This window comes from Pseudomonas fragi, from assembly GCF_025426255.1.
Classification (GTDB): domain Bacteria; phylum Pseudomonadota; class Gammaproteobacteria; order Pseudomonadales; family Pseudomonadaceae; genus Aquipseudomonas; species Aquipseudomonas kulmbachensis.
The window spans coordinates 4,711,091-4,729,146 of the sequence record NZ_CP104861.1; the positions used below are offsets into that span (position 1 = coordinate 4,711,091).

11 protein-coding genes are annotated in these 18,056 nt (G+C 60.3%); 6 read left to right on the plus strand and 5 right to left on the minus strand.

What is annotated here, in order from left to right:
- The first annotated feature begins 80 nt into the window (after positions 1-80).
- The 3 genes from purD to N7D90_RS21750 all read left to right on the plus strand — a co-directional run bounded on the left by purD (position 81) and on the right by N7D90_RS21750 (position 4,913).
- Entirely contained in the window at positions 81-1,379 is a 1,299-nt protein-coding gene (gene purD / locus N7D90_RS21740; protein WP_261739903.1) for a phosphoribosylamine--glycine ligase, read from the plus strand.
- 99 nt (positions 1,380-1,478) lie between these two features.
- Complete coding sequence (locus tag N7D90_RS21745) at positions 1,479-4,259, plus strand: hybrid sensor histidine kinase/response regulator (RefSeq protein WP_261739904.1); 2,781 nt, start codon at positions 1,479-1,481, stop codon at positions 4,257-4,259.
- 57 nt (positions 4,260-4,316) lie between these two features.
- Positions 4,317-4,913 carry a MarC family protein gene (locus tag N7D90_RS21750; RefSeq protein ID WP_261739905.1) on the plus strand — a complete coding sequence of 199 codons (597 nt, stop codon included), beginning with the start codon at positions 4,317-4,319 and terminating at the stop codon, positions 4,911-4,913.
- Positions 4,914-5,078: 165 nt separating this feature from the next.
- On the opposite strand, the gene cobJ is transcribed toward N7D90_RS21750, so the two are convergent.
- From cobJ to N7D90_RS21775, 5 genes are all read right to left on the minus strand, one after another.
- On the minus strand, positions 5,079-6,743 hold the full coding sequence (gene cobJ / locus N7D90_RS21755; protein WP_261739906.1) for a precorrin-3B C(17)-methyltransferase: 1,665 nt from the start codon (positions 6,741-6,743) through the stop codon (positions 5,079-5,081).
- The gene (locus N7D90_RS21760; RefSeq protein WP_261739907.1) at positions 6,740-7,471 is read right to left on the minus strand and encodes a precorrin-2 C(20)-methyltransferase; all 732 of its coding nucleotides are present in this window, start codon (positions 7,469-7,471) and stop codon (positions 6,740-6,742) included. The genes cobJ and N7D90_RS21760 overlap by 4 nt, the downstream gene beginning before the upstream one ends.
- Positions 7,471-8,097 (minus strand): precorrin-8X methylmutase, encoded by a 627-nt coding sequence (locus N7D90_RS21765; protein ID WP_261739908.1) that lies wholly within the window; start codon positions 8,095-8,097, stop codon positions 7,471-7,473. Before N7D90_RS21765 ends, N7D90_RS21760 begins: the two co-directional genes overlap by 1 nt.
- Entirely contained in the window at positions 8,090-9,421 is a 1,332-nt protein-coding gene (gene cobG / locus N7D90_RS21770) for a precorrin-3B synthase (RefSeq protein ID WP_261739909.1), read from the minus strand. Before cobG ends, N7D90_RS21765 begins: the two co-directional genes overlap by 8 nt.
- Before the next feature lie 90 nt (positions 9,422-9,511).
- Positions 9,512-14,707, minus strand: a complete 5,196-nt coding sequence (locus tag N7D90_RS21775) for a dermonecrotic toxin domain-containing protein (protein WP_261739910.1) — start codon at positions 14,705-14,707, stop codon at positions 9,512-9,514.
- Positions 14,708-14,994: 287 nt separating this feature from the next.
- Between N7D90_RS21775 and cbiE the strand changes: the two genes are divergently transcribed.
- The 3 genes from cbiE to N7D90_RS21790 are packed head-to-tail and all read left to right on the plus strand — an operon-like array spanning position 14,995 to position 18,018.
- Positions 14,995-16,203 (plus strand): precorrin-6y C5,15-methyltransferase (decarboxylating) subunit CbiE, encoded by a 1,209-nt coding sequence (gene cbiE, locus N7D90_RS21780; protein ID WP_261739911.1) that lies wholly within the window; start codon positions 14,995-14,997, stop codon positions 16,201-16,203.
- A complete protein-coding gene (locus N7D90_RS21785; protein WP_261739912.1) occupies positions 16,196-17,293 on the plus strand; it encodes a cobalt-precorrin-5B (C(1))-methyltransferase in 1,098 nt (365 codons plus the stop codon). The genes cbiE and N7D90_RS21785 overlap by 8 nt, the downstream gene beginning before the upstream one ends.
- Positions 17,290-18,018, plus strand: a complete 729-nt coding sequence (locus tag N7D90_RS21790; RefSeq protein WP_261739913.1) for a cobalt-precorrin-6A reductase — start codon at positions 17,290-17,292, stop codon at positions 18,016-18,018. Before N7D90_RS21785 ends, N7D90_RS21790 begins: the two co-directional genes overlap by 4 nt.
- Positions 18,019-18,056 lie beyond the last annotated feature (38 nt).

An 18,056-nucleotide genomic window follows, 5' to 3' on the forward strand; every position in this document is an offset into this window, starting at 1 on the left:
GTTGATCGCAGCCTGGCGGCAGCGGCTACAAGGTCTGACCCGCGTTTCCACAGAATTCAGCGTCATCCGAGGTTTTTGAAATGAATGTTTTGATCATTGGCAGCGGTGGCCGCGAACACGCACTGGCCTGGAAAGTAGCTCAGGACCCACGTGTCGCCAAAGTATTCGTTGCCCCGGGCAACGCCGGCACCGCCATCGAAGCCAAGTGCGAGAACGTCGCCATCGACGTGCTGGCCCTTGAGCAACTGGCTGACTTTGCCGAGAAAAATGTTTCCCTGACCATTGTTGGCCCGGAAGTGCCACTGGTTGCCGGTGTGGTTGATCTGTTCCGTGCCCGTGGCCTGGACTGCTTCGGCCCTACCGCTGGTGCCGCTCAGCTGGAAGGCTCCAAGGCATTCACCAAGGACTTCCTGGCGCGTCACAAGATCCCGACTGCCGACTACCAGAACTTCACTGAAATCGAACCAGCTCTGGCTTACCTGCAAAAAGTCGGCGCGCCAATCGTGATCAAGGCCGACGGCCTGGCCGCGGGCAAAGGCGTGATCGTCGCCATGACCCTGACCGAAGCCGAAGACGCCGTACGCGACATGCTCGCGGGCAATGCGTTTGGCGAAGCCGGTTCGCGCGTGGTCATCGAAGAGTTCCTCGACGGCGAAGAAGCCAGCTTTATCGTGATGGTCGACGGCAAGAACGTTCTACCAATGGCCACCAGCCAGGACCACAAACGTGTTGGCGACGCTGACACCGGTCCGAACACCGGCGGCATGGGTGCTTACTCCCCGGCCCCGGTAGTCACCGCCGAAGTTCACCAGCGCGTGATGGATCTGGTGATCTGGCCGACCGTGCGCGGCATGGCTGAAGAAGGCAACGTCTACACCGGCTTCCTGTACGCAGGCCTGATGATCGACAAAGCCGGCAACCCGAAAGTCATCGAGTTCAACTGCCGCTTTGGCGACCCGGAAACTCAGCCGGTGATGCTACGCCTGCAATCGAGCCTGGTACTGCTGATCGAAGCCGCACTGGCTCAAGCGCTGGACAAGGTTGAAGCACAATGGGACCCGCGTCCAAGCCTGGGCATTGTCCTGGCTGCTGGCGGCTACCCTGGCGATTATGCCAAAGGCGCAGTAATCCACGGTCTGGACGCAGCCGCCAAGCTGGAAGGCAAAGTGTTCCATGCCGGTACTGCGCTTAATGCAGCCGGTGAAGTCGTGACCTCGGGCGGCCGCGTACTGTGCGCAACCGCAATGGGTGACACCGTTGAAGGGGCGCAGCAAAAAGCTTACGCGCTGGCCAAGGCCATCGAGTGGGACGGTTGTTTCTACCGCAACGATATTGGCTACCGAGCCATTGCACGCGAACGCGGTGAGAACCAGGAATAAGCAATCCACATGGATAGGTAAGGGCCATTGGCCCTTGCCTAACTATTCCAGGCCCGCGCATAGTTATCATCTGGCTTCACTTTACGAAGGGATTTCGCCGTGCGCTGGCTCAGGATTGCCATAGCTTTTACCGTCGCTCTGATGGCTTCTGTACTCGGTATAACGTCGGTGCAGGCGGCATCAGCCACCAGTTGGTCGGTCCTCTCTGACCCTCAGGGCACACTGCAACTGAGCGATGTGCGCTCCGCACGGCTATCCAGCCAGTTCAGTCCCGTCGATCTTGCCCGGCTAACCCCTGCTGAGCCCGGTGAAGCCCTATGGCTGCGGGTACGCTTGCAACCCGACAGGCACGAACAAATTCTGCGGGTGTTCGCCCCCGACCTCTCGCGCCTGGACATGTATGTCTTTGACGATCAAAAGCTGATCAGCGAAATCGTCACCGGCAACTCACTGCCCCTCAGCAGCAAGCCTGTGCCAAGCAGTGACTACCTACTGCCTTTACCGCAAAGTCATGAAGCCCTGGATGTTTACCTGCGCATGGTCTCGGACCACCAGTTACGTCCCCACATTACCCTCGACACTGCCGTCATGCTGGCCGCCAGCCAGGGCAAGCCCTTGCTCTATGGTCTGTTGCTCGGTTGCATGGCAATGCTGGTGTTGCACAACCTGATTCGCTTTTCCTTTAGCCGCTCGCCCAGCAGCCTGTGGCTTGCGATTTGTGAAATCCTGCTCATGGCCAGTTCGGCGCTGTTCCTGAACCTGCTGGACCCCTGGCTCCCGCAGTGGCAAGGCGCACAAATCCCCGGTGCCTACCTGGCCCTGCTGCTGACCGCACCTTGCGGGTTGATGTTTACCTATCACTTTTTCTCGAACCGTGGCTCACATCCGCTGCACAAACTGCTGTTGCTAAACATTCTGATCATCAGCCTCGGCGGCCTGCTACTGCTGTTTATCGATGACCTGCCACTGAACCTGATGACCTACGCTCTGGTCGGACTGGCGAGCCTGAGCATTCTGGCGGTTGCGGTTTACCACTGGCAAAAAGGCTACCGACCGGCGCGCATGTTTGTCATGGCGATGGTGTTTTTCAATATCGGCACCCTGGTGATCCTCCCCGCACTGCTGGGCCTGACCCTGATCGCACCGCAGGAGCTGGTTCTGGCGCTGATGATGGTGATCTGCACCAGCGGTTTGCTGATGAGCATCGCCTTGAGCGAGCGCAATCGCGGCATCACCGATGCGCAATTCAGCATCAGCCGCGACCTGGCTGCCAGTAACGCCGAGGTAAGTGCCAAGGCCGAGTTCCTGGCCAAGATCAGCCATGAAATCCGCACCCCCATGAACGGCGTACTGGGCATGACCGAGCTGCTGCTGGGTACACCACTGTCGGTCAAACAACGCGATTACGTACAAACCATCCACAGTGCGGGCAACGAGCTGCTGACGCTGATTAACGAAATTCTCGATATCTCCAAGCTCGAATCGGGGCAAATCGAGCTCGACGACGTACAGTTCGACCTCAATGCCCTGATCGAAGACTGCCTGAGTATTTTCCGCACCAAAGCCGAACAGCAGAACGTCGAGCTCATCAGTTTTATCCAGCCACAAGTGCCACGGGTGATCAGCGGTGACCCCACCCGCCTGCGCCAGACCTTGCTCAGCCTGCTCGAGAACTCCCTGAAAAAGACCGACGAGGGCGAGATTCTTATCGTTGTCGCACTGGAGGAGCGCAGCGGCCCGCCACGCCTGCGCATTGCCATTCAAGACTCCGGCCAACCGATGGATGAGCAGGAGCGTGACGCCCTGTTGCATGCCGAGTTGCACAGCAAGAACTTCCTCGCGGCAACCCGCCTCGGTGGCCATTTGGGCTTGGTCATCGCGCGCCAGCTGATCCTGTTGATGGGCGGCGAGTTCGGGATCAAACCCGGGCAAACCACCGGCAGCAATCTGTGGCTGACCCTGCCTCTGGACCCGCAACACCTTGAGCACCCGACTTCCGATCTGGACAGCCCGCTCAAGGGCGCACGGGTGTTGGTGGTCGACGACAACGACACCTGCCGCAAAGTGCTGGTACAACAGTGCTCCGCCTGGGGCCTGAACGTCAGTGCCGCGGCATCGGGCAAGGAGGCTCTGGCCTTGCTGCGCACCAAGGCGCACTTGCGTGATTACTTCGACATCGTCCTGCTGGACCAGAACATGCCTGGCATGACGGGCATGCAACTGGCCGCCAAGATCAAGGAAGACCCGAGCCTCAACCACGACATCCTGCTGGTCATGCTCACAGGTATCAGCAACGCGCCGAGCAAGATCATTGCGCGCAACTGCGGGATCAAGCGCATCCTCGCCAAGCCAGTGGCCGGTTACACCCTCAAAACCACCTTGGCCGATGAACTGACCCAGCGCAACAAGGGGCATACCGCCGCGCACACCTCTGCCAATGGCCCGGCGGCCGTACCCGTATCAGTGCCCGGTGACTTCCGTATTCTGGTGGCCGAAGACAACAACATCTCGACCAAGGTCATTCGCGGCATGCTTGGCAAGCTCAACCTGCACCCGGACACCGCCTGCAATGGCGAGGAAGCGCTGAAAGCGATGAAAACCCAGCGCTACGACCTGGTTCTGATGGACTGTGAAATGCCGGTACTGGACGGTTTTTCCGCTACCGAGCAATTGCGCGCTTGGGAAGTCAGCCATCAGCGGGTACGCACCCCGGTGGTTGCGTTGACCGCGCACATCCTTACCGAGCACAAGGAACGCGCTCGACAGGCAGGCATGGACGGGCACATGTCAAAACCCGTGGAGCTGTCGCAACTGCGTGAACTGGTGGAATTCTGGGTCGAACAGCGTGAGTTGCGTCAATCCAGGGCACAACTGTCCTAACATACACTCAATCCCCTGATAAACTTTGCGCGCCCCCCTTCGATGTGAGCTCAGACCATGCTCCATGTGTTGTTCAGTGTGTATTTGAAGATGCTGGTGCTCTATAGCCCGTTCTTCGTACTGTCGTGTTTTATCAGCCTGACCCGGGGTTACTCGAACAAGGAGCGCCGCCGCCTGGCCTGGAAAGTGGCCCTGGCCACGCTGATCTCCAGCGTGCTGCTCTATCTGTTCGGGCGCACCATTTTCAGCGTGTTTGGCATCACCGTTGACGCGTTCCGCATCGGTGCCGGCAGCGTGCTGTTTATCTCGGCACTGGGCATGGCCCAAGGCAAGTCTGTGGTTCAGACTGACAACGTGCAGCAAGACGTAACCATTGTGCCGTTGACCATCCCGCTCACCGTTGGCCCCGGCACCATTGGTGCGCTGCTGGTCATGGGCATCACCCAGCCCCATTGGGACGACAAGCTCATGGCTATCGTCAGTATTGCCCTGGCCAGCCTGACGGTCGGCGTGGTGCTTTACCTTTCCAACAAGATCGAGGGAATTCTGGGCGAGCAGGGCTTACAGATCGTAAGCCGCCTGATGGGCCTGTTTGTATGCGCCCTCGCAGCGCAAATCATCTTTACCGGGGTTCGGGGCTATATGGTCCCTTGAACAAAGTCTGCGTAGCAGCTGCCGTAGGCACGAGGCTGCGTTCGACGATGCAATCGTCGTAAAACCGGCAAGCACGGTGCAACTGATTCACCAAAGCCGAATGGTTTTACGACTGCTTCGCAGCCGGACGCAGCCTCGTCCCTTCGGCAGCTGCTACGGTTGTGCTCAAGGCTTTTCGCCATACCAGCGCGGCGTATACACCCACTGTGTGCCATCGGCACGCGGGAAGGTGCAGGTGGTCGACGAACCAATCAGCACCATGGTGCGCATATCTACTTGATCCGGCGTCAAGTCACCCAACGTAATCACGCGCAGGGTCTGGCCTGGACGGCCGATATCGCGCCCCAGCACCACAGGCGTTTGCGCCGTGCGATGACGGCGCACGATATCCAGCGCAACCCCCAACTGCCACGGTCGTGAACGGGAGATCGGATTGTAGAACGCCAGGGCCAGGTCCGCCTCGGATGCCAGGTCCAGACGCTTTTCAATGATGCTCCACGGCTTGAGATTGTCCGACAGCGACATTACGCAGAAGTCATGCCCCAGCGGCGCACCCGCCTGTGCAGCAGTTGCCAACGAAGCCGATACGCCCGGCAGGATCTCCAGGTCGACGCTGTGCCACTGCGGTTCAGTAGACTCGTGCAAGGCCTCAAGCACTGCAGCGGCCATGGCAAATACGCCGGGATCACCCGAAGACACCACCACGACCGAACGACCTTGTGCCGCCAGCTCAAAGGCATGTCGAGCACGCTGCATTTCTTCTCGGTTATCGGTGCAATGCAGCACCTGATCAGCGCGAAACGGCCCGGCCATGCGCACATAGGTTTCGTAACCCAACACATCATTGGCCCGGGCCAGTTCGGCTTTGACCGCAGGCACCATCAGCTCGGCAGCGCCGGGGCCCAGGCCGATAACGGCCAAGCGTCCACGCGTCCGGCCAATCTGCTGTGGGTCCAGTGGTGCGAGTGCTACGCCCAACTTTAGCCCGCTACCCGACTCGCGCCAGTCCACAGGCAGTTGCTCGGCAGCGCTGACAAACCGAAGCGGCACAGCCAATTCGAGGGCCGTTTCACGCAACTGCGCGCTGCCCATCAAGGTGTCGGGCGCAACGATGCACGCCAGCGATTGCCAGGCCAGCTTCGCCTCGTGCAAAGCCTCGCGAATCGTCTGCGCCGAGACTTCAGCACTTGCCTTCAGCAGCACATTGCGCGGATAGATCAACAGCTCATCAGCCGCCGGTTCACGCTCGGCACTGCCGATATGAATACTCAGACGTGCCTGCTGACTTTCAGGCAACTGCGCGCTGACCAGCCACGGTGCATCACCTTCGATACGCACCGGCTCGCCCGCCAGCAGGTCAGACACAAAGCGCTTGCCCAATTCCAGATCGCCCAAGGCGTAGCCGCTCGGCGGGTTAAGCAGGCAGGTGCCAAAGCGCAGTTCACCGCTGGTGGTGATCGCAGGAGCAATGCCCAAGCCGGCAGCGATTTCCCGTGCCAGATCGTTCACCCCGCCCAGCCCGCCCAGCAGCGGTACGACCGCGCTGGCGTCTTCGGCAACGGCCAGTACCGGCGGCTCGGCGCCCTTCTCCAGCAGCAACGGCGCCAGCGTGCGAATCACAATTCCCGCCGCGCACAACGCAATAATCGGTGTGCCCTGCTGATACAGCTCACGCAGGGTGGCACCAAAATCACTGTAACTGCGGTCAACGTCCTCAACCCGCCCTGCCAGACCATAAATCAGCGCCTCTGAGCAGCACTGTTGAATACGCCGAGCGGTGTTCAAGCTGCCACTGCCCAGGATGACAATGGCCGGTGCTGGTCGATTCATCCTTGCCACCGCTCGCCCGGCACGATAATCAGCGAGAAGTACGGCGAAGACATCGGTTCCACTTCATTGAGCGGCACGATTTTCTGATTGCTCATGGTGGCGCGCTCAACGTATAGCGCACGCTCGGCCAGGCCCAGCTCACCCAGTACTTCGCGCACTTTATGAAAGTTGCGCCCCAGTTTCATGATCACCGCCGCATCGGCAACCGCCAGGCGCGACTTGAGTTCGTCGTGGGGCAGCACACCCGAGAGCACCGACAGGCTCTGGTTGCGATACACCAGCGGCACGCCCAGTACCGAAGCCCCGCCCAACATCGAGCACACACCCGGCACCACCTGAGCCTCAAAACGCTGGGCCAGACGGTCGTGCAGGTACATATAGGAGCCGTAGAAGAACGGGTCGCCTTCGCAGATCACCGCCACATCGCGCCCGGCTTCCAGATGCACGGCCACTTCAACAGCCGCCTGATCGTAGAAATCGCTGATCACTTGTTCGTACGACAACGGTTCCGGCAACACTTCAGTAGTCACCGGGTACACCAGCGGCATCTGCGTTTGCGCGTCTTGCAGATGGGCTTCGATAATGCCGAAAGCATTGCCCTTTTTGCCTTTGGCGACGAAGTACGCCACCACCGGCGACTCGCGCAGCAAGCGCAAGGCTTTCACGGTAATCAGCTCCGGGTCACCGGGACCAACGCCCAAACCGATCAAACGTCCTGGTTGCGTCATTATTCGATCTCCGTCGCCAGTGCGTTGACCGCGGCGGCAGCCATCGCGCTGCCGCCTCGGCGGCCCTGCATGATCACAAACGGTACGCCGCGACTGTCCGCCGCGAGCATGGCCTTGGATTCAGCTGCGCCGACAAAGCCGACCGGAAAGCCCAGAATCAGCGCCGGTTTAGGTGCCCCGGCATCGATCATTTCCAGCAGGTAAAACAGCGCGGTCGGCGCGTTTCCGATCACCACCACGCTGCCTTCCAGATACGGACGCCACAGTTCAAGGGCCACCGCCGAGCGGGTGTTGCCCTTCTCCAGCGCCAGCTCAGGCACGCCTTCTTCACGCAGGGTACAGATCACCGGGTTGTTGGCCGGCAAACGGGTACGGGTCACACCTTCGGAAACCATGCGCGCATCGCACAAGATTGCCGCGCCAGCAGCCAGTGCATCGCGTCCGGCCTTGCCCGCGCCCGGCGAAAAACGCAGGTCCTCGATAGCGTCGACCATGCCGCAGGCGTGAATCACTCGCACCGCGAGTTTTTCCAGATCCGCCGGGATACTGGCGAGGTTGGCCTCGGCACGAATAATGGCGAACGAGTTGCGATAGATCTCTTGACCATCGCGGATGTAATCAATCATCGGTGTTGCTCCGTTGGCGGGCCTCAAGCCAGGCGCCCGCCGCTTCAATAGTAAGGTTGCGCTCGCGCAGAACACCGAAACCCGGTTGTTCTGGGGCACGTAAATAAAGGTCGTAATGACCGGGCGCCACGGCCAGCAAAGTGACCGGCGCAACGTGGGCCGCCGCGCAAGAGCGCAGGCAGCCAGTCAGATGTATGTTGTGCGGTTGCTGCAAAACGGCCGCCAGCTGACGCGCGTCCTGTTTGGTATCGGCCAGGCCTTTGGCGCAGGCGCTTGAACCGGTACAGGCAAGCAGATGCGCCAGCGGGGTCTGTACATCACAGAGCAACCCCAGGGCTTCTAACTGTCGTGTAACCGTGAGCGCAGCCTGCGCCTGAACATTGGGCAGCAACACACTTTGCCAAGGGGTGAAGCGCAACGTGCCGTCGCCGAACGTCTCTGCCAGTTGAGCCAGCCCGGCCAGGGTCGCGGCATCCAGCCGACCCAGCGCAGGCACGGCGCCGATATGGACCCGGCCTTGCTCGATCTGTGGATAAGTCCCGATGTGCCGTAACCCGTCAGTGCCTTCGCGCCGCCATTGTGCCAGCACCATCAGCGGCACACTGAGGCGTTGCGCCAACTGCGCCATAAAATCCGCGAGCGCAACTTCCTTAAGCAAATGACGCATCCGCGTGTGTTCCGGGCGGGCCAGATCAAGAAACAGCGTCAACACTGCCAGCACCAGCGCATGCCCGTGCTCAACCGGCACCGCTGCCAGCGCCCGGTCATGGCCCGGGCACCCGGCCAGACCAAAGGCCAGCAGCGTCTGGCCATTGTGCTCGAACGCCGACAACCACAGGTCGTGGGGGTGTTCGAGCATGGCCAATGCTTCGCCGCCGTCCAGTTGCACCGCGAACTTGGCCGACAACTCGGCAAACCGCGCAGTACTTTGCAAACTCGCGAGTATTTGCCGGGCCAGCGGGCGCGTATCGAACTGCATCTGCGGGTCGATGCCCGCAGTAGGGCTGAGCATCAGGTTGCGCACATCATCACCCGCTGCGGTCGCAGGCCCTAGGCCCACCGCCAGCAGGGGCTCAATCAGCTCACGCTGCCTGGGCCCAACACCACGAATCTGCAGGTTGGCGCGATTGGTCGCCTCGATCACGCCGCTGGCATAACGCTGGGCCACATCAGCCACCGCCCGGGCTTGCCGTGCAGTGATCGAGCCGCCGTCCAGCTTGACCCGGCAGATCCCGCCATCCAGCGCGGCAACGATGCGCAGTAACCCCGGGCAAGCCGAAGGGCGCACAGAAGTCGTGACAGGCAATTCAAGTGGCAGGGTCAATGGGCTATCCAGAACAGGCAATGGGCTATTGCAGGTGGCGCATTATGCCTGCTTTGGGCAATCCCATGAAAAGCTTGCCGGACGGAATACCTACATGGGTTGAGGCGGCTCAGCGAACACCGGGTGAACACGGCCCAGACGGCTGATCAGCAAGACTACCGTGTCAGCATTGGCCAGCATCAAATCGATACGTTTCATGGGGTCCTTGGTGAATACCTCACGGGCTTGCGCCAGCGTTTGCACCCCGGCAATTTTTTTCACATGGCTTTTGGCCGGACCGTTTGGTATATCGCTCCACTGCTGGGTATCGGGATTGAACGACTGAAACAGCCTCTGCTCCTCCACGTACGGCGAATGGCACTGCTGAGCGACGTCACAGAGCTGTTTAAGACGGCTGCCATAGGCCGTACGCTCATCCAGTAGATCGGGATAGGGGAAGCCCGGGTTCGAATAAAAAATATCGTCCGTGTTCAGTACTTGATGGTTGATCTCGTGCAACAGGAACGAGGCGCGATAGTGCTGGTTGACCGCAAACGGTGGCTCGGTCTGCTTCAAGTACGGGTGATTTAACGCATAGGGTAATTCAAACACCGAGGCGAAGAACTTCTCGGCCAAATAGACACGCTTGCTCGGGTCCGCAAGGTTGACAAAAGCCACAGTATTGTTCGCAAACCGGGATCGACACACCACGTATTTGCTTGACGTCAGTGGCGCCATATCGGGATGTAAAAACCGTGCAAGCATGGGCTCAACCGTTTGTTTGAGCCGCTCGAGCATCGCTTGATCAATTGCCTCAACATCAAAGAAAATCTCCAGCAGTTCGCGGTTATCAGCATTTACCTCACCCGCCTCGTTCAGCGTATGCAGTGCGTTTTGACTGCGTTGCAGGTAGATAGTCGCCAGCTCATGAGCCTCGCGGATCTTCAATGCCTTCTCAGGAAAACGCCGTTGAATACTGTCCATGCCAATGGCTTCCATTTCATAGGTAAAGGCATACCCGCCCATGATCGCTCTGGAAAACACCGGGCCGCCGCCCAACAGCGGCTCGCGGGTGTCCAGAACCCACTGCTGCTTGTCGTCGAGTTTCAGCAGTGGGCCGTCGAGCTGTTCGTCGATAAAAATGCGCCAGCGCTCGCGCCAGGCCTTGAGACGAAACACTTGCCCGGCCAACTGCACATAGTTGAAGCCGCTGCGCGGGTCGCTGTAAACATGAGTGGAGGGGTCTCTGTGCAGATCTTTCAGGGCCACATCATTGACCTGAAAAGGCTGTAACTCGGCTTGTGGGGCCAGCTCCGGCGTCACGCCTTCGGTATGTTTGCCGCTGCGTTGACGGGTGGCCGTTATCAGCAGCGCCTGGGCAAAATCCCCCACGGCCTCGCCCCACGTGCCCCGCCTTGCCGCGGCCACGCCCTCATTTAGCGCCCCCATGCTCTGCCAAACCACCAACGGAATACTGAGTTTGGCCGGGAGAAACATCAGCGCAGTCTGCACGATCAGGCTGAACAGGTACTTGAAAGACTCCCAATTCGCTTCGGCCGTCGTTTTCGATTGCTCCGCAGCCATTTGCAGCAGCAATTGGTAGTTATCCTTGTACAGTTCATGAAACAAATTGCCCGCGATGGGGCGGTTAGCCAGAGTGGGTGGCAAAGCCTTGAGCAACAGACCGGGTATGGGTGAGCTGATATAACGCGCCAGATGCGGTTCGACAAAACCGCCATTGGCGTAAGTCTTGCGGGTAAAGGCTGACATGCGTGACAGCAGCAGATTTTGCATAGGCGTGGAGGTGCGCAGGTCTTCGAGCACGTCGGCGTCGCTGTCGTAAGACTGGAACGTAAACTGCTCGCTGTAGTTGACCCACAAAATCTGCGGCCCGGCCTCGGGTGCCGCGGGGCCGATCAGGTACACACCCGCGACCCGGTCCGGGTCATCCCCCTCTTCTGCGATCAACTCGAAGGGCCGAATGATGATCGTGCCACCGTCCAGCGGTTCGCGGGCCGAGCCATCGGGCATGTCCATCACATGCTGCAAATAGCGCCAGGAGGTTTCCTTTCTCGGGTCGATCAGCTTCTCGCGCAATGCCTGCTCAATCACTTGCAGCCGTAAATGCTCGGCAAATTGTTGCTGGCGCAGTGCAACGCCATCGTTACCGGGCGCAAGTCTGGTCTTGAGCAAGGTTTGGTACTGAGCGCCGATATCCAGTTGCCGGGTTAACTGACGCACATAAGTGGCGTCCAGCAACGCAGGTAGCGCCCGGCCATCGTGGCCGTGCAAGGACATCGTCCCGGCGTTGAGCCGGTAAAAAGCATTCAAGGCAAACTGCGTCAGGCTCTGGTGAGTACGCGTTGTGGCCGCGGGCAAAAAAGACGGAATATTGCCCACGCCTACAGGAGCGCCAAGATAGGTGTCGATCACCACCTCAATCGCATCCGGCTGCAGCCCTTGGCCAGGAAAGTCGGTGTTCAGGCGAGACGCCAGAGCCGCTCGTGAAAACTCGGTGATTTCCGGGATGTCATGCAAGTAACTCTGATCGGCTTGCCCGGCACTCTGAAAGCGCTGCAACAGGTGAGCGTATTGCTGTTGCTCGTCTGGCGCGGCCGCTTTCAGCCAGGCGGGCAGCAAGGTATTGAACTGTTGCAGACGAGCCGTTTCGATCACCCGCTCCAGCATTACCCCGGCCCGGCCTGCAACCAACGCGCTCTGCACCGTATTTTCAAAAGCCTGCGCCGACAACGGCGTATTTCGGGCCAGACGGCACACATGTTCGATGTCCTGCAGCACCTTGTTGATGGCAGCTATCTGGCATTGGCTGATGAAGTCCTGCTCGATCGGCTCCAGGTAAAGCCAGCGATTTTGCCCGGCCACTTTCCAGTAACGCGTGCCGTCCAGATACGTCGACACGCCCGACTGCTCGGCAGTGCTCACATTGTCCAGCAACTCCCAGCGCCGGACCTTGCTCAGCAAAAGCGCTTCAAGGTGCGCCATGCAATGGTCCAAACAATCAAATCCTTCAAAGCCTGCTGCCGGAGTCCAGACAATTGCACGACCTGCGTTGGCAGACTCAAGCCCGCCGCGTTCGGTGACCAGAAAACAATTGGCCACAGCCATTGCCCCCTGCCCCCCGTTAAACGACAAGCTGATGCCATGCACATCCGGTACGAACTGATTGAGTGCCGGGCGCTGATCACTCACCGGATAGTCCAGTACAGTGTTGAGGATTGCCCGGTCAGTCGAGCCAAGAGCGTTGTCCAGATGCATGAGGCGCAGCTCGGCACGCAACATCATGCCCCTCAAGGTGGCTAGCCTGAGCGCCAGCGCATCCGGACCCTGCGGGCTGTAAGGGGTAAAAAAGAACCCCCGGAGCCGCTGTTTGAACTGGGCGCTGAAATCCATTGCGGCCTGATCCAGCACCGTCAGCACCTTGGTCCCGGCAAAGGTTTTCAGCAGCTTGGCTTCGGCACTGCTGCTTGATTGCAAAGCGGCCTCAACCGCCTGAGGGTTGAGCGGCAGCGGACGATAACCGGTCACCCGCTCCAATAGCGCATCGACAAGCATCACTGATCGAACGGGCGTGTGGCTGTCCCGAGCTTGTATCACCACGCAGGAAAAATCCAGACGTCCATGCCCGGCCCGGATCATGGGTTCCTGCAACCTGGCCAAAGCAAATGAGTATGGGGTTGGCCAATAACGCAGCAGCTCATCCCGCTGAGCCTTCAGGTTCATCAACTTCAAACCCAGCACATCGGCGACCTCACTGGGGCTGTCCGGTACCGGGGTAAAACCGCTTGCACCCGGCACATAACGGCTGCTCCAACGCCCGCCGCTGTTCAACGCCAACAGATCAGGGTCGATCAACTGCCGCACATCGAGTGCATGATCGACCGCCGCCAGCGCGACATGCCCGGCCCGGAGCTGCTGCAACAGAAAATTGAAATCGCTGGTCTGCCGGGTGCGAATTGATTGCACGCAAGCGGCGAATACATCGCTGGAAATATGCTCGACACTCAATCGAAGCTCGGACATTGCCGCGAGCGACTCACGTTGATCCAAAGCGATGTAGCGCGCAATCGATGCATACGTCGCAGGGGTTCTCAAACTCGACAGCAGCCAACTCTTGAACCGCGCCCGAGTGCCATGCTTGATCAACCCTTGGGCTGCGCTAAATGACAAAACCGGGCTCTCCTGCTTCGGAAAAAACACACTGAACACCCCTGACAAGGCTAACTCGCCCTTGGTCGGATCAAACACCGCCAAACGCGCAGCCTGTACCTGGGCGTTGTTATTAACGTCCGAAAACATCTGCTGCAAATGGCCAAATTGTTCCCGGGTAATCTGCTGGTCATGCAGGGCTTGTAGCGTCTGGTGATAAAACAGGTCGCCGAGCCTGGCGACACAATGGTCAAACGGGCTGACTTGCGCTGCACCCGCCTCCTGCCAATACGTGTCCAGAGCCGCCTGCATGCGCTTTGGCAGGTCTTTGGTTGCACTCGACAGCACTCGAACAAGGCGCGTTTCAACTTCATGGGTGCCGCCCTCAGGCAACCCCAAAATCTCTCGGCTATCGGCAGCGGGCAATTCACCCTTCAGGTAAAAATCCAGCGCCGCCGTGCCCAAGCTTACTGTCGTGACCTGGTCTTCCTGCGTGGGGTGTTCCCCACGTCTGCTGCTGCGAAGCCAGATCGTCTGAAAATCCAATAGCCAACCTGGATACTCCCGCGCCAGCGCACGACTCAACTGTGTATCGAGGACCGAGCGTAACGAAGGCAGAGTGATCAGACTGGCCAATGCCTGCACCCGGCAACTGACTAAAAAGTCGCTAACACCCTGACTGACATTCTGCATCACCGGTGATTGCACCTGCCGGGTGTCGAGCGTCAGCGCACCAGGCGTGATCAGAGCAGCGCGCACGTCCAGAGGGGTCAAGCGCAACAACTCACTGCGCTGTTCGGGATCGTCCAGTTGCTGCTCGAGCGCCTGGCGCAAAGCACTTTCGTCGGCGAACCGTCGCAACGTGCCCGTCACGGTAAATAAAAAAACGTCGCTGCCTGGGGCATTGCCTGGTCGGCACAGCAGGGCACCCGCGCAGTGCACCGGGCGGCATTGCTTGCGTGACACAAACAGGCTGTGCACCTGCGCCGACCCGGTGGGGTGGTCTTCCTTTACCGCACTGCGCAGCGCGCTGCTTTCGGCAGCACTGAGGTCACCCGCCAACTCGGCGAGCGACAGGCAGTTCATGAAGCATTCATACAAGGCCTGCTCTGCATAAAACGGGCGTGGGATAGCGTTCATCGTTCATCTCGCAAGCGTGACGGGCGAGCCTGAAGGGCGCCCTGAAAATGAACTCAAACGCTAAGCCACGGCACCATTGCAAAGGCATTACATACTTATCGACACCAAACCGTTGTAACCGCGGCTGCAGCGCCCCGCCCAATCTTCGCCAAGGTCACGTCATTGCGCCCGGTGGCTTTATGCGCAAGGCACCTGCAGGCCAAGGCGCGCTATCATGCGTGCCCTGTCTACGGGCCTTTGAAACCCGCTGGCAGTTGGATAAATCAGCGTTCACCAAGAGGATCGGCATGTCGCCCTGGCTAACAATTGTGGGAATCGGTGAAGACGGCTTCAGCGGTCTGGGCAAAACTGCGCGCCGCGCGCTGTTGAGTGCTGGCACCGTGATGGGCGGCCAGCGCCAGCTCGACCTGCTGCCTGCATGCATCCGTGGCCAGCGCCAAACCTGGCCCAGCCCGTTTTCATTGGCCCCCGTGCTGGCAATGCGCGGCGAACCCGTGTGCGTACTGGCCAGCGGCGATCCGATGCTGTTTGGCGTCGGTGCCAGCCTGGCACGATTGGTCCCGAGCGATGAAATGCAGGTTCTGTCAGCGCCTTCGTCCTTTTCGCTGGCCGCCGCCCGACTGGGCTGGGCTTTGCAGGACGTGGTCACGCTGTCCGTAGTAGCGCGCCCAGTAGCCGCTCTCAATGCCCATCTGCACAGCGGCGTGCGCTTGTTGGTGTTGAGCAACGATGGCAGTAGCCCGGCCATTATTGCTGCGATGCTGCGCGAACAGGGTTTTGGCCCGAGCCGGCTGACGGTGCTGGAACATCTTGGCGGCCCACTGGAACGCCGGGTTGAAGCCTGCGCCAATGCCTGGAGCGACCCGCCGATCGCAGCCCTCAACCTGATCGCTATTGAATGCCAGGCCGATGCCTCGACCCAGCCCCTATCCCGTGGCGGCTTGCCTGACTCGGCCTTCAAGCATGACGGCCAACTGACCAAGCGCGATGTGCGGGCCATCACCCTCGCCCGTCTTGCGCCCTTGCCCGGCCAACTGCTGTGGGATGTGGGCGCGGGCAGCGGCTCAATCGGTATCGAGTGGATGCGCACCTGGCCAAGCTGCCGCACACTGGCGATTGAAGCCGATGCGGGCCGCCAACAACTGATCGAACACAACCGCGATGCTCTGGGCGTTCCCGGCCTGCAACTGATTCGCGGCAAGGCCCCGCAAGCCCTTGCCGGGCTGGAGCGCCCGGACGCGATTTTTATCGGTGGCGGCGTGACCCGCGAGGGCGTGCTCGACACCTGCTGGCAGCAACTCAAGCCCGGCGGGCGACTGGTGGCCAATGCCGTCACCCTGCAAAGTGAAATGCTCCTGATGAGCTGGCGCGAACGCCACGGCGGCGAACTGACGCGGGTTCATATCGCTCAGGCGCAACCGCTGGGCGAGTTCGACACCTGGCGCCAGGCGCTGCCGATTACCCTTCTGGACATGACCAAGCCCCTCGATGCGTGACGAAACCGCCGAACAACCCGCACCGCTGCGCAGTGGCCTGACCACCGGCAGCTGCGCCACCGCCACCAGCCTGGCCGCCGCCCGCTTGCTGCTCAGCGGCGTCAGCCATGACGCGGTTGAGATCACCCTGCCCAAAGGCAAAAAGGTGCAGATGCGTCTGGAATTCTGCCGCCTGTGCGAAGCAGGCGCCGAAGCGGGCACCATCAAGGACGCAGGCGATGACCCGGACGTGACCCACGGCGCACTGCTCTACTCGCGGGTGCGCCTGCGGCCCGAAGCGGGCATCGGCTTTGTCGCCGGGCGGGGCGTCGGTACGGTGACCCGCCCAGGGCTGGTACTGAACGTGGGCGAACCGGCAATCAACCCGGTACCGCGCAAGATGATCACCGACCATTTGCAGCAACTGGCAGCCGAGCTGAATTACGGCGGCGGCTTTGAAGTGACCGTAAACGTGCAAGACGGCGAAGCACTGGCCCTGAAAACCATGAACCCGCGCTTGGGGATTCTCGGCGGGCTGTCGATTCTGGGCACCAGCGGCATCGTGCGCCCGTTCTCGTGTGCGGCCTATATCGCCTCGATCCACCAGGGCATCGACGTGGCCAAAACCAACGGCTACCTGCATATCGCCGCCTGCACCGGCAATGCCAGCGAAGACACCATGCGCCGGGTCTACAACCTGCCGGAAATTGCCCTGATCGAAATGGGCGACTTCGTCGGCGCGGTCCTCAAGCATTTGCGCAAAGTCCCTGTGGATAAGTTGAGCATTTGCGGCGGTTTCGGAAAGATCAGCAAGCTGGCTGCGGGCCATATGGACCTGCACAGCCGTCACTCCAGCATCGACCTGCCGCAACTGGCGCAATGGGCCGCTGCCGTTGGTGCCGACCTACAACTACAGGAAGCCATTCGCCAGGCCAACACCAGCCAACAAGCCTTGGCGATGGCCAGTGCGGTCGGTATCGCCTTGGGCGATGCGGTATGCCAGCACGCGCTGAATTTTGCCCGCAGCGTGGTGCCTGCCCAGGTACAGATTGAAGTGTTCGCCATCGACCGCCAAGGCGGCATCGTTGGCCACGCCGGAGCTTTTGCATGAAACGGATATTGTTGCTCGGTGGCGTCACCGAAGCGCTGGCCATCGCCCGCACGCTCGGCCCCCAACACGTCTACAGCCTGGCCGGGGTCGGTCGCGTGCCTACCGATTTGCGTTGTGAAGTACGGGTTGGTGGTTATGGCGGCGCAGAAGGTCTGGCCCGGTATATTGCCGACGAGGGCATCGACTTGCTGCTGGATGCGACCCACCCCTACGCGGCACAAATCAGCCGTAACGCAGCTCTTGCCGCTGCAGCCAGCGCCATCCCGTGCTGGGCCCTGCGGCGCCCGGAGTGGGTTGCACAAGCCGGTGATGACTGGCGGGAAGTGGCGGATTGGGCCGAACTGGTCGAAGCCTTGAGACCATTCAAACGCCCGCTGTTCACCCTGGGCCGCGAACCGCTGGAGCATCTGCATGAGATCCCCGAGCACCAGTTCTGGACCTTGCGCGCTCTGGATCAGTACCCCGGCAATGAACGTTGCGAGGTGATCGGCGCACGCGGGCCGTTTCTGCTCGACGAAGAGCGAGCATTGTTCGAGCAGCGCCAGATTGATGTACTGATCAGCAAAAACAGCGGCAGCAGCGCCACCGAACCCAAACTGGAAGTCGCCCGCGAGCGTGGAGTACCGGTGTTGATCCTCAAGCGGCCGGAGCTGGCGAGGGTTGATCGGGAGTTTGTGCTGGCTGATGAGTTACTGACGACTTTAAGAGCACTTCATTACGCATGAATTTCATCGCCCTTGCCGTATGGTAACTTATTTGTTAC

Bases quoted from the DNA above. Each gene is read 5' to 3' on its own strand.
- purD (WP_261739903.1), top strand. From the start codon at position 81: ATGAATGTTTTGATCATTGGCAGCGGTGGCCGCGAACACGCACTGGCC.
- N7D90_RS21750 (WP_261739905.1), top strand. From the start codon at position 4,317: ATGCTCCATGTGTTGTTCAGTGTGTATTTGAAGATGCTGGTGCTCTAT.
- cobJ (WP_261739906.1), bottom strand. From the start codon at position 6,743: ATGAATCGACCAGCACCGGCCATTGTCATCCTGGGCAGTGGCAGCTTG.
- N7D90_RS21760 (WP_261739907.1), bottom strand. From the start codon at position 7,471: ATGACGCAACCAGGACGTTTGATCGGTTTGGGCGTTGGTCCCGGTGAC.
- N7D90_RS21765 (WP_261739908.1), bottom strand. From the start codon at position 8,097: ATGATTGATTACATCCGCGATGGTCAAGAGATCTATCGCAACTCGTTC.
- N7D90_RS21775 (WP_261739910.1), bottom strand. From the start codon at position 14,707: ATGAACGCTATCCCACGCCCGTTTTATGCAGAGCAGGCCTTGTATGAA.
- cbiE (WP_261739911.1), top strand. From the start codon at position 14,995: ATGTCGCCCTGGCTAACAATTGTGGGAATCGGTGAAGACGGCTTCAGC.
- N7D90_RS21785 (WP_261739912.1), top strand. From the start codon at position 16,196: ATGCGTGACGAAACCGCCGAACAACCCGCACCGCTGCGCAGTGGCCTG.
- N7D90_RS21790 (WP_261739913.1), top strand. From the start codon at position 17,290: ATGAAACGGATATTGTTGCTCGGTGGCGTCACCGAAGCGCTGGCCATC.